General features: G+C 56.6%; 9 protein-coding genes. 8 read left to right on the top strand and 1 reads right to left on the bottom strand.

Translation table 11 applies throughout. The annotated features are described in order from the left end of the window. Positions 1–8: 8 nt before the first annotated feature. The 8 genes from ACW44H_RS10175 (at position 9) to ACW44H_RS10210 (ending at position 11,068) form a co-directional block, all read left to right on the top strand. A complete protein-coding gene (locus ACW44H_RS10175; RefSeq protein WP_457504349.1) occupies positions 9–1,709 on the top strand; it encodes a SulP family inorganic anion transporter in 1,701 nt (566 codons plus the stop codon). Between the two features lie 241 nt (positions 1,710–1,950). Then, the gene (locus ACW44H_RS10180; RefSeq protein ID WP_457504350.1) at positions 1,951–3,111 is read left to right on the top strand and encodes a TAXI family TRAP transporter solute-binding subunit; all 1,161 of its coding nucleotides are present in this window, start codon (positions 1,951–1,953) and stop codon (positions 3,109–3,111) included. Between the two features lie 49 nt (positions 3,112–3,160). Then, positions 3,161–5,167, top strand: coding sequence for a TRAP transporter permease (locus ACW44H_RS10185; RefSeq protein WP_457504352.1), 2,007 nt, complete (start codon positions 3,161–3,163; stop codon positions 5,165–5,167). A 19-nt stretch (positions 5,168–5,186) separates the two neighbouring features. Beyond that, positions 5,187–6,332 (top strand): TAXI family TRAP transporter solute-binding subunit, encoded by a 1,146-nt coding sequence (locus tag ACW44H_RS10190; RefSeq protein ID WP_457504354.1) that lies wholly within the window; start codon positions 5,187–5,189, stop codon positions 6,330–6,332. Positions 6,333–6,519: 187 nt separating this feature from the next. Then, the gene (locus ACW44H_RS10195; RefSeq protein ID WP_457504356.1) at positions 6,520–7,959 is read left to right on the top strand and encodes an enoyl-CoA hydratase/isomerase family protein; all 1,440 of its coding nucleotides are present in this window, start codon (positions 6,520–6,522) and stop codon (positions 7,957–7,959) included. Then, on the top strand, positions 7,956–9,149 hold the full coding sequence (locus ACW44H_RS10200) for an acyl-CoA dehydrogenase family protein (RefSeq protein ID WP_457504358.1): 1,194 nt from the start codon (positions 7,956–7,958) through the stop codon (positions 9,147–9,149). The genes ACW44H_RS10195 and ACW44H_RS10200 overlap by 4 nt, the downstream gene beginning before the upstream one ends. Before the next feature lie 10 nt (positions 9,150–9,159). Beyond that, the gene (locus tag ACW44H_RS10205) at positions 9,160–10,278 is read left to right on the top strand and encodes an acyl-CoA dehydrogenase family protein (RefSeq protein WP_457504359.1); all 1,119 of its coding nucleotides are present in this window, start codon (positions 9,160–9,162) and stop codon (positions 10,276–10,278) included. 10 nt (positions 10,279–10,288) lie between these two features. Beyond that, the gene (locus tag ACW44H_RS10210) at positions 10,289–11,068 is read left to right on the top strand and encodes an enoyl-CoA hydratase/isomerase family protein (protein ID WP_457504361.1); all 780 of its coding nucleotides are present in this window, start codon (positions 10,289–10,291) and stop codon (positions 11,066–11,068) included. Here ACW44H_RS10210 and ACW44H_RS10215 read toward each other — a convergent pair. After that, positions 11,050–12,009, bottom strand: coding sequence for an NAD(P)H-dependent flavin oxidoreductase (locus ACW44H_RS10215; RefSeq protein ID WP_457504362.1), 960 nt, complete (start codon positions 12,007–12,009; stop codon positions 11,050–11,052). The genes ACW44H_RS10210 and ACW44H_RS10215 overlap by 19 nt on opposite strands. Positions 12,010–12,052 lie beyond the last annotated feature (43 nt).

Genomic DNA, 12,052 nt, shown 5'->3' on the forward strand with positions numbered 1-12,052 from the left:
TGGTATTCATGCTTAAGCGCTATTTGCCAATCCTGACATGGCTCCCCCACTACCATAAGCGACTGCTGGGGGCCGATCTCTTGGCGGGGCTGATCGTCACCGTGATGGTCATCCCCCAATCGCTCGCCTATGCGCTGTTAGCCGGGCTACCGGCGGTGGTTGGCTTGTACGCCAGCATATTGCCACAACTGGTTTATACCCTGTTTGGCACCAGCAAAACGCTGGCGGTCGGACCGGTGGCCATTATCGCGTTGATGACGGGTGCGGCATTATCGTCGATCGCAGCAACCGGGACGGAGACGTATTTACAGGCAGCGCTCATTCTTTCACTGCTTTCCGGCGGGATGTTAGTGGCAATGGGCTTGCTGAAAATGGGCTTTTTCAGCAACTTTTTAAGCCATCCGGTTATCTCTGGATTCTTGACGGCTTCAGGTATTTTGATTGCGGCCAGTCAGCTGGGTAGTTTGCTGGGGGTCGAAAGTAGTGGCTTTACTTTAATTGAGCGCCTTGTCACTTTGGTGCCTAACTTAGCGTCCTTCAATATCGCCACCTTATCGATCGGCGGTGGCACTCTGGTGTTTTTAATTGCGCTGCGTCGCCATGGCAAAGCCACCCTAAACAAAGTGGGCTTTCCCTTGCCCCTGGCTGACTTGGTTGCAAAAGCCGGCCCTGTCTTTGCGGTGGTCATTACGTCTCTGGTGACCTGGCACTGGCAACTGGCTGATAAGGGCGTCGATGTGGTGGGTCAGATACCTGGCGGTCTCCCCGCGCTGAGCTTGCCCTGGGGAGACTATTCACTATGGCGATCACTATTGATCCCAGCGCTATTGATTAGCTTGGTAGGCTTTGTAGAGTCGGTCTCCATGGGTCAAATGCTGGCCGCAAAAAGGCGTCAGCGCATCTCCCCCAATCAAGAATTAGTTGGCTTAGGCGTCAGCAACTTGGCAGCCGGTTTTTCTAGCGGCATGCCGGTAACTGGCGGTTTATCACGCACGGTCATCAATTACGACGCGGGGGCACAAACGCCAGCTGCCGGTGCCTTTGCGGCATTGGGAATCGCGTTGGTGACAATGTCTTTCACCGGTTGGCTTTACTATTTGCCTATCGCAACGCTGGCCGCGACGATTACTGTGTCGATTTTGACGCTCGTCGATATCCCCATGCTGCGCCAAACCTGGCGCTATTCACGTAGTGATTTTGCTGCCATGGCAGTGACGATTCTGCTCACACTGATCGAAGGCGTAGAAGCAGGCATCCTCAGCGGTGTCACTCTCTCGATTGCGCTGTTTTTATACCGCACCAGCCGACCCCATAGTGCCTTGGTGGGACGCGTCCCTGGTACCGAGCACTTTAGAAACACTACCCGGCACGATGTCGAAACGGTCAGTACTGTGGCACTACTGCGGATTGATGAAAGCCTTTATTTTGCCAATGCCCGCTATTTAGAAGACACCGTTTATAACCTAGTCGCGAGCCACCCTGAGCTTGAGCACGTTGTGTTGATCTGCTCGGCGGTCAATCTGATCGATGCTTCAGCGCTAGAAAGCCTGGATGCCATCAACGCCCGTTTAAAGGACTCTGAAGTAAAGCTTCATTTATCCGAAGTAAAAGGGCCAGTAATGGATCAGCTCAAAAAGAGCGATTTTTTGGATGCGCTAACCGGGCGTGTTTTTCTCAGCACCTACGCCGCCTGGCGCGAATTTTCCTAGCGGAATAAATCAGCAAACGTTTGAAAAGCCAGGCAATTGCCTGGCTTTTTTGTGCCTATCGCTGACTAAAAAGAGCAGGCACTAATAACAGCATTGACAGCTACCCAACGGCTTCTCTACTATCAACCGACCACTTAGCAAAACGGCATACCGCATAGCAAAACACAAAGTAACAGAACGTAACTATCAATACAGAACTTAACTACCAATCTAATCACAACCACAATAAAGGAGCATCACAATGCGCCCATTTGCTCATCGACTACTGATTGCCGCCCTGCCTCTATCATTACTTGGCGCAGCGGTTAGTCACGCCAGTGAGGTTGAACTACCTAATACCATGGCTTGGACAGCCTACGGCACCAACTCGAGCGGCTACGCTCAGGCTGTGGCCATCGGTAATATGTTGCAGAACAAATACGATTCATCGGTACGAATTCTTCCAGGTGATAACGATGTATCCCGCATGACACCGCTTAAGCAGGGCCGTGTCGACCTTTGCGCTTGTGGCATTGCGAGCTACTACGGTGCTGAAGGTGTGATGATGTTTGCTGACCGTGACTGGGGCCCTCAGCCACTACGCGTCATTACCACGTCCACCGCTTCTTTTGGTTTATCGCTTGCGGTAGCGGGCGATTTAGACGTTGAAACCCCCGCCGATTTAGCGGGCAAACGCATTGCCTATATTCGCGGCGACGATGCGCTCAATAAGGGCACCGAAGCGTATCTTGCCTTTGGTGGCCTCACTTGGGACGACGTCGAGCGGGTTGATTACCCCGGCTACGGACGCTCTTTTGACGGCATTATCGCAGGCGATGTAGATGCCTCCTTTACCACCACCGTCACCCCACCCGCCCAACAGCTTGCCAGCAGCCCACGGGGCATTAGTTGGCCAGTGCTGGACCCTAACGACGAGGCAGGCTGGGAGCGTATGGCCGCCGTTGCGCCCTACTTCCGCCCCCACGAAGTCACCGCGGGCGCGGGCGGTATCAGCGCCGATAACCCAGTTCCCAGCGCCAGCTATCCGTACCCTATCGTAGTCGCCAATCAAGACCTGGATGACAACGTGGCCTATGGTCTGATCAAAGCGATGCAAGAGAACTTTGACGACTATAAAGACAATGCCCCCGGCGCATTAGGCTATGCATTAGAACAACAAGACCTGCAATGGGTAGTGCCGTTTCACGATGCAGTCGTGGAGTACTACAAAGAGATCGGCGTATGGACTGACGACATGCAGGCACATCAGGACAATCTCGTCGAACGCCAGAACGTGCTGTTAACTGCCTGGGAGAGCTTTATGCAAGACGCACCCAGCGATGATGAGGCCTTTACTGCCGAATGGATGGAAGCTCGTGCCACCGCGTTAGCCAACGCCGACTTCGAACCAATCTTTGAGTAACACGCCACGGGGCGGCGTCCGCCGCCCCTGCTGATTGACGGAACGCCCTATGACAACCGATACCCCACCTGCCAATAATCAGCAGGTTAAAGAAAAAATCAGCCAAATTCGTGAGCTACCGGCTGCGCTGCGCTGGGTTCCAGCCACTGTCACCGTCATTTTGATGCTGATGACGCTGGATTACTTGTTCAATATGGGCTTGTTAACCTTTGTAACGGGTCTGGAAACGCAGTTCTACTACGCGGTTGTCGCACTGCTACTCCCGTTGGTTTTTCTGCTCTGGCCGATGCGCAGTCGCCAGCAAGAGCAGCCTATTCCCTGGTATGACTATCTGCTCAGCGCGGCCACCTTGCTCGTGGGCGGTTACTTCGTCTACAACGCAGTGCCCATTCTGGAGCGCGGCTGGGCTTTTTCTGCCCCGGAGATAGCTATTTATGCCAGCTATGCCTATTGGCTGCTGATTATCGAAGCAGCGCGACGGGCAGGTGGTTTACCGATTGCGATCATTGCCGGTGTATTCTCCCTTTATCCGCTGGTGGCCGACATCGTCCCCGGCCCAATCCAGGCGTTTCCTTCCACCCTGGAACAAACGGCCATGTACCACACCATGAGCACTGAAAGCATCATGGGGGTACCCCTACAGGCGTTTGCAGGCTTGGTCATCGGCTTTTTGGTTTTTGGTGTCGTGCTGCAAAAAAGCGGCGGCGGCAAGTTTTTTATTAATCTCGCTTTTGCATTGCTTGGTCATGTACGCGGCGGCCCAGCCAAGGTATCAATTTTCTCCAGCGGCCTGATGGGCTCCATGAGCGGCAGTGTCATCAGTAACGTGTTGACTACCGGTGTTCTATCCATCCCCGCCATGCGCCGCATTGGCATGAGCCGCTCTTTTGCGGGCGGTGTGGAAGCCTGTGCCTCGACGGGCGGTGTGTTAATGCCCCCTGTGATGGGGGCCACCGCCTTTGTAATGGCAATGTTCCTGGATATTCCTTATTCGGCGGTCGCCCTTGCCGCGGTGATTCCCTCGATCCTGTATTTCTTAGGTCTGTTTATCCAAATAGATGCTTACGCAGCACGTCATGATATTAAAGGCCTACCGGCTATTGAGTTGCCCTCGCTGAAGCAAACCCTGAAAGAAGGCTGGTACTTTATCTTTGTCTTCGCACTACTGGTGTGGATGCTGCTAATTATGCAACGCGAAGCGGTGGCGCCCTTCTATGCTACCGCCTTGCTATTGGTGCTCAACCAACTTTCCAAGCATAACCGCTGGGGCTGGAAGGACGTATCCGATACGCTCTCTTCAGCAGCCAAACTGTTCGCCGAACTCATCGCGATTTTGGCAGGTGTGGGCATGTTGGTAGGCGCACTCTCCATGACTGGCCTTTCCGGCACCATCGCCAACGACTTTATCAATATCGCCGGTGGTAGCGTGCCCCTGCTGCTGATCATGGGGGCGGTGACCAGTTTCGTACTAGGCATTGGCATGACCGTAACCGCTGCCTATATCTTCCTGGCAGTGGCGTTGGCACCCGCCCTGATTCAAGGCGGCGGCCTGGATCCCATGGCCGTGCACATGTTCATTCTCTACTGGGGCATGCTGAGCTTTATTACCCCACCGGTGGCACTGGGTGCTTTTGCCGCTGCTACTGTGGCCGGCGCCCGCCCCATGGAAACCGGCCTACAGGCCATGCGCCTGGGCAGCGTTATATATTTCATCCCTTTCCTGTTCGTCTTGAATCCAGCCTTAATTATGCAGGGCGCACCGCTGATGATCATCGCCGTATTTATTCAGGCAATCATCGGCATCATTCTGTTTGCCTCAGCGATGCAAGGCTACCTGATGGGCGTAGGCCGGCTGGGCTATGGCGCTCTGCAGGAGATCGTTATTCGTGCCCTCGTATTGATCGCGGGCCTATTGTTGGCCCTGCCTGGCGGCGGCATGGTGCCATTGAGCCAGTGGGAGTTGATCGGCCTCGCTGCAGTAGCACTGGTGCCGGGCGTTTTATTGGCGCGTTTAAGCCAACGTCACCATCGGCGTTCGCTAACGGCCAACGCTTAATTCAAATACCGAGGAATCTATGCGTACAAAAACAACACCCTCCCTCGTCATAAGCAGCTTAGCGGCTGGCCTGCTCATCACCAGTCAGGCCAGCGCTATGCCACCCACGCTGAATTGGACCGCTTACGGCACCGGCACCAGCGGCAATGCGCAAATCATGGCGATCAGCCAATTGCTACAAGCCGAGCATGGCACGCAGTCCCGAGTCATCCCGGGTGAAAATGACACCATGCGCATGACGCCTCTTAAGACAGGCCGCGTGGATCTATGCGCCTGCGGCATCGCCAGTTACTACGGCTCAGAAGGTGTGATGATGTTTGCCCGCCCTGATTGGGGGCCGCAACCCATTCGCGTTATATCAACCTCCTTGGCCAGCTTTGGCTTGGGCATGGCCGTGGCGGGGGATGTCGAACTTGATGGCATCGCCGACCTGGAGGGCAAACGACTGGCCTACTTGCGTGGCGACGATGCGCTGAATAAAGCCGCCGAAGCCTACCTGGCATTTGCAGGTTTGACCTGGGATGACGTGGAGCGCGTCGATTTCCCCGGCTACAACGCCGCCTTCGACGGGATTATCAGCGGCCGCGCCGACGCAGCGATTACCACCACAGTCACTCCCGCCGCCCAACGATTGGCCGCCAGCCCCCGCGGCCTGCAGTGGCCAGAGCTGCCCTCTGATGATGAAGCAGGCTGGGCACGCATGCTTGAGACAGCCCCCTACTTTCAGCCCCATGACGTCACGTCCGGGGCGGGGATTGACGCAGACCAGCCGCTTGCCAGCGCTAGCTACCCTTACCCCATTATGGTCAGCAACGCTGACTTGGCACCCGACACGGTACGCGGGTTAATCACCACATTGGTCGAGTCCTTCGATGCTTATAAGGACAACGCACCTGGTGCCAAGGGGTATGCTTTGGAAAATCAGGACATGACCTGGGTCGTTCCTTTCCATGATGAGGTTGTCGACTATTACCGCGACAAAGGAATTTGGACTGAAGCCATGGACGCGCATCAAAGTGATCTGATTGATCGCCAGGCATTGCTCAAGGCTACTTGGGACGCCTATCAAGCGGATGCACCCGATGATGAAGCAGCATTTGTCGACGGCTGGATGGAAACGCGACGGGCTGCGCTGGAAGACGCGGGGCTTAACCCCGTTTTTTAAAACACTTGGCCAAACGATAGAGCGCCCAACCGGTAAAGGCCGCCTTAGTGCGGCCTTTTGTTTAGCCAGCTAGTTTCGCATTGCAGAATGCCGTTTTGAATTATTGACTCTATTGGTAACTTTCGCCATCATCGGCCTATTCCAAACAACAAATTATCATTTCATATTGCGAATCTTGGGAGCCACTATGAGTGTTCACTACCAGCGACATGGTGAAGTCGGCGTCATCAGCATCGCTAATCCGCCCGTCAATGCGCTGGGCCAAGCGGTACGTAGCGGCTTAGTCAGTGCCCTAGAAGAGGGGTTAGCCGATCAGCAGGCCAAAGCACTGGTAGTGATGGCTGAGGGGCGAACGTTTATTGCCGGCGCCGACATACGAGAGTTTGGTAAGCCTCCCCAAGCGCCGCTACTGCCCGACGTGATTTCACAGCTAGAGGCGTGCTCTAAACCGTTAATTGCATCGCTACATGGCACCGCGCTTGGCGGCGGCCTGGAAGTTGCGCTGGGTTGCCACTATCGCGTCGCGCTGACAGGCACCCGCGTCGGCTTGCCGGAAGTAAAGCTTGGCTTACTGCCTGGCGCAGGCGGCACCCAGCGACTACCCCGTTTGGTAGGTGTAGAAAGATCTTTAGAAATCATTACCAGCGGGCGCTTTGTAGAAGCCGATGAAGCGCTTGAGATCGGCATTATCGATGCGATCAGCGATGAGCAAACGCCCCTGGAGGCAGGGTTAGCAGCGGCTCAAGCGGTCTTAGCGGGACAACAGCAGACACGTATCACCGGACGGATACCTGCCCCAGAGTCTAATCCCCAAGCCATTGCCTTCATGCAAGAACAGCTTGAAACCAACGCACCCGAACTGTTTTCACCGTTTCGCATTGTGGAAGCCATTGAGGCCTGCACAAAAGCGGCATCGCTGGAAGAGGGTTTACGCCGTGAGCGTGAACTCTTTCTGGCCTGCATGGACTCCCCGCAGCGCGCTGGGCTGATTCACCTCTTTTTTGCCGCCAGAAATCCACACGTGGTGCCCGGCGTAGACAACGCTGAGCCTTTTAAGAATATCGCCCTCATCGGTGAACACCCGCTCTTCGACAAGTGGCAGCAGGCTGCCCAGCGCGCCGAACTAACGCTGACCCAAACGCCGGCCGCTAACACCGAGCTGTGCTTGCTTGCCCCTGGCGAAGATGCCAGCGCCAGTCCATCTCAAGCCATGACCGTAGCGCTGCAGACATTGACCGAAAGCCCGCCAACCACGCCCCTCAGCCTCGTACTTGCCGAGCGTGGCCCCTTCCATGAGCTGGTCAATCACAGCGCCAGCGCAACCGATCAGCAGCGGGTAGCACTAACGCTTAAAGGCCTGCGGGCCAATGTCGTGGTGACTCAGTCTCATGGTGTGCTGAACACGCTTTATAACGCCACCGAGCAAGCGTCCGCTAACGACGTTCAGTCAGCCCTGGAACAAGCGAGTCTGACATTAGTGCAGCAAGGTGCCTGCTACCGCGAGAGCGATATTGATCTGCTGGCGGTTGAAGCACTGGGCTACCCCCGCCACCTGGGCGGGCCGCACCGCCAAGCCACCCTGTCATCCACTCACGAAACGACGCCCTCCAAGGATGCCCATTCATGAACCTGACGTTTAGCCCTGAAGAGCAGGCATTCCGCGAGGAAGTCCGCCGATTTTTAGCCGACGCCTTGCCCAGCGATATCCGTGAGCAAGTGCGTCTTGGCCGACATCTACGCGCCGATGACCACCTGCGCTGGCAGAATATTCTCAGCGAACAAGGGTGGCTCGCCGCCAACTGGCCTACCGAACATGGTGGCCCAGGCTGGGGGCCCGTGCAGCGACATATCTTCGATGAAGAGTGCGCTGCCGCTCACGCCCCCACGGTAGTGCCCTTTGGCGTGAATATGGTCGCGCCGGTCATCATGAAATTTGGCAGTATAGAGCAACAACAGCACTACCTGCCGCGCATTCTTAATAACCAGGATTGGTGGTGCCAAGGCTATTCCGAACCGGGTGCTGGCTCGGATTTGGCCGGTTTATCTACCCGCGCCGTTCGCGATGGCGACCACTACATCGTCAACGGGCAGAAAACTTGGACCACCCTGGGCCAGCACGCCAACATGATGTTCTGTTTGGTGCGCACCGACCCCCACGCGAAAAAGCAGGCGGGTATCAGCTTTTTGCTGATTGATATGCAGACACCCGGCATTACCGTACGGCCGATTATCACCCTCGACGGTGCCCATGAAGTCAACGAGGTGTTTCTTGATAATGTGCGCGTACCGGTAGAAAACCGCGTTGGTGAAGAGGGACAAGGGTGGACCTGTGCCAAATTCCTGCTCACCCACGAGCGTACCGGCATTGCCGGGCTTGGCCACGCCAAACAGGCGCTGCGCCATTTGAAGTCCCTCGCTTCCCGCGCACAGCATCGCGGCAAACCGCTTTTATCGCTACCCAGCTTTCGCCAACGGGTGGTCAAAGCCGAGCTTGAGCTGATGGCGCTGGAGGTCACCAACCTACGTGTTATTGCCGCAGCGCGGGATGGCGGTGTACCCGGCGCTGAAAGCTCTCTGCTAAAAGTACGTGGCTCAGAGCTTCGCCAGGAGATCAGCGAGCTCACTCGCCGTGCGCTTGGGCCTGCTGCCCTGCCGTTCTTCCCCGAGTTTCTCCATGGTGATGAAGCACTGGATGATGACTACGCCCAAGGGGCTGCCGCCAGCGCCCAATATTTTAATCGTCGCAAGCTGTCGATTTATGGCGGCGCCAACGAAATCCAGAAGAGCATCGTCGCCAAAACTATTTTAGGTATGTAAGGGAGTCACCATGGATTTTGCACTCACCGACGAGCAGCGCATGCTCGAAGAAACGCTTACCCGCTTGGTGGCCGACCAGGTTTCTCCCGAGCAGCGTCGCGCCATGCTGGAAGCGTCGGCCCAAGAGGCCAGCCCACTATGGCGCACCTTTGCCGAGCTGGGCCTGCTACACATGCCGTTTAGCGAAGACGTAGGCGGGCTGGGCGGCGACGGCACTGACTTAATGATCATTATGCAGGCGTTGGGACGCGGCTTAGTGCCGGAAGCCTACTTATATGGTTTGGTCATGCCGGGTCAACTGCTTGCAATATGCGCCAATCCAGCACAGCAGGAACGCTGGCTGGCCCCTTTGTTAGAGGGAGAGCATCAGCTCGCTCTGGCTTGGCAAGAGCATAGCGCCCGCTATGACGCTTTCGATATTTCGACCCAAGCGCGCCAGCAAGATGGCCAATGGCAGCTTAACGGCCGCAAAGATGTGGTGATGAACCTGAGCAATGCCGCCGCCACGTTAGTGTCCGCCCAACTGCCCAGCGGCAAGTTAGGTCTATTTATCGTACCTGCAGATACCCAAGGCGTTGCATTACGGACATATCGCACCATGGATGACCAGCCCGCCGGTGACCTAACGCTGAATAATGTGCCCCTGCCGCTAGATCACTGCCTAAGTGAAGACGTAAGCGATGCCCTTGCACAAGTACTAGCCCTTGGCCGTGCCGCGCTGTGCGCCGAGGCAATCGGGGCTATGGAAACCGCCTGCGACCAAACCTTAGCGTATTTAAAAGAGCGTAAGCAATTTGGCCTTCCGCTGGCCACGTTCCAAGCACTCCAACACCGCATGGTGGATATGCACCTTCACCTGGAGCAGTCGCGCTCCATGGCGATTCTCGCCGCCACCAGCGTCTCGCTGCCTGCTGACGAGCGGGACTATAAAATCGCCGCGGCCAAGGCTTACTGCGGCGAGTCCGCACGTTTTATTGCGGAACAGGCCATTCAGCTTCATGGCGGCATGGGTATGACCGAAGAGTGCTACGTGGCCCACTACGCCAAACATCTGGTGATGTTTGATCACTATCTGGGCGATAGCGATTATCACCTTGAGACGGTGAGTGATCAGCTAGACGCCGCCTAAGGAGCAGAGCATGCCAAGTGAAGCAACGCCGTTAGTGCGGGCTGAACACACCGAGGAGGGTGTTGCCGAAATAATCATTGCGCGCCCAGCGGTGCGCAATGCGCTCAACGAGCCCACAGCTCTTGCACTGAACGAAGCATTAGCCACCGTGGCGGCTGACCCGCAGGTTCGCTGCGTGATCCTCAGCGGGGAAGGTAGCGCTTTTTGTGCCGGTGCCGATTTAGCGGAGTTCGAAAAGGCCTCCACGCAGCCCGCCAGCGAGCGGCTGGCTACCCTTTTCCTCCCAGCACTCCGCAGCATGATGACCATGGAAAAGCCTGTGATCGCCGCGGTTAGCGGTGCTGCAGCGGGGATGGGCGTTTCTTATGTGCTGGCCAGCGATATGGTGGTCATGGGCCGCTCGGCTTACTTGAAACTGGCCTTTATCAATATTGGCTTGATTCCCGACGGCGGCGCTTGCTGGCATTTGGTACGCAAGCTTGGTCATGCCCAAGCCTTTGAGATGGCAGCGCTGGCCACCCCCATCGACGCCGAGCGTTGCGTGGCACTGGGCTTGGCCAACCGGGCGGTGGAAGATGATCAGGTGTTAGCGGAAGCACGAGCGCTGGCACAGGCCCTGGTAGCTCAATCCCCCCAGGCGCTGGGGTCGACGAAACGGGCCATGCGGCAAGCGGCGAACCTGTCGCTTGAAGACACCCTAACGCTTGAAGGCGCGCTGCAGGATGAGTGCAAGGCCACGGATGATTTTCACGCCCGCGTAGCCGCCTTTCGTCACCGCCGCCGTAACTGATCCAACGATTTTTGATAATCGGCGCGCAGCGTGGCGACTTCATCGGCCACGCTGTTGAGCGTGGTAATGCCACCGACGCCCTGCCCTGCACCCCAAATATCCCGCCATGCTTTTGCCTTGCTGCTTCCGCCTGAGCCATAGCGCATGGCGCTTTTGTCGCCCTCAGGCAGTGCCTCCGGGTCCAGCCCTGCCAGCTCAATACTTTGGCGCAGGTAGTTACCGTGCACACCGGTAAACAGGTTGGTATAGACGATATCCCCCGCAGCGGCTTCCAGCACCATCTGCTTGTAAGCAGTCTGGGCATTGGCTTCCTGGGTGGCAATAAAGCGCGTGCCCATATACACCATGTCTGCGCCCAGCGCCTGAGCGGCGGCGATCTGCTCGCCTTTGGTAATCGCCCCCGCCAGCACCAGCGGGCCATCGTAAAATTGCCGAACCTCTGCCACAAAAGCGAAGGGGTTGAGCCGTCCCGCATGGCCGCCAGCCCCTTGGCACACCAAAATCAGCCCATCCACCCCGGCATCGATGGCTTTTTTAGCGTGCCTTAGCGTGGTCACGTCGTGAAACACTAGGCCGCCATAGGCGTGTACCTGCTCGACCACCCGGTTGGGCGCGTGCAAGCTGGTGATGATCAACGGCACCTTAAATTCGGCGCATAGCGCCACATCATGGTCAAGACGGTCATTGGTCGGGTGCACGATCTGGTTCACCGCAAACGGTGCGGCTGGCTGCTGCGGATGCCGAGCGTTATAGTCGGCCAGCGTATTGGTAATCTGCTGCAGCCACTCCCGAAGCACTTCTGCAGGCCGAGCGTTTAGCGCGGGAAAAGCGCCAATAATGCCCGCCTGACACTGGGCAATCACCAGCTCAGGCCCAGAGACAATAAACATCGGAGAGCCGATGACCGGCAGCGTCGTTGAGGCAGTCAGTTGGGTTAGCATAGGTGGTTCGCTAATTATTTTTAAAAGCTATAAGCGAAAAAAG

Source organism: Vreelandella sulfidaeris Esulfide1, assembly GCF_054072535.1.

Bases quoted from the DNA above. Each gene is read 5' to 3' on its own strand.
- ACW44H_RS10215 (WP_457504362.1), bottom strand. From the start codon at position 12,009: ATGCTAACCCAACTGACTGCCTCAACGACGCTGCCGGTCATCGGCTCT.
- ACW44H_RS10175 (WP_457504349.1), top strand. From the start codon at position 9: ATGCTTAAGCGCTATTTGCCAATCCTGACATGGCTCCCCCACTACCAT.
- ACW44H_RS10195 (WP_457504356.1), top strand. From the start codon at position 6,520: ATGAGTGTTCACTACCAGCGACATGGTGAAGTCGGCGTCATCAGCATC.
- ACW44H_RS10185 (WP_457504352.1), top strand. From the start codon at position 3,161: ATGACAACCGATACCCCACCTGCCAATAATCAGCAGGTTAAAGAAAAA.
- ACW44H_RS10210 (WP_457504361.1), top strand. From the start codon at position 10,289: ATGCCAAGTGAAGCAACGCCGTTAGTGCGGGCTGAACACACCGAGGAG.
- ACW44H_RS10200 (WP_457504358.1), top strand. From the start codon at position 7,956: ATGAACCTGACGTTTAGCCCTGAAGAGCAGGCATTCCGCGAGGAAGTC.
- ACW44H_RS10205 (WP_457504359.1), top strand. From the start codon at position 9,160: ATGGATTTTGCACTCACCGACGAGCAGCGCATGCTCGAAGAAACGCTT.
- ACW44H_RS10190 (WP_457504354.1), top strand. From the start codon at position 5,187: ATGCGTACAAAAACAACACCCTCCCTCGTCATAAGCAGCTTAGCGGCT.
- ACW44H_RS10180 (WP_457504350.1), top strand. From the start codon at position 1,951: ATGCGCCCATTTGCTCATCGACTACTGATTGCCGCCCTGCCTCTATCA.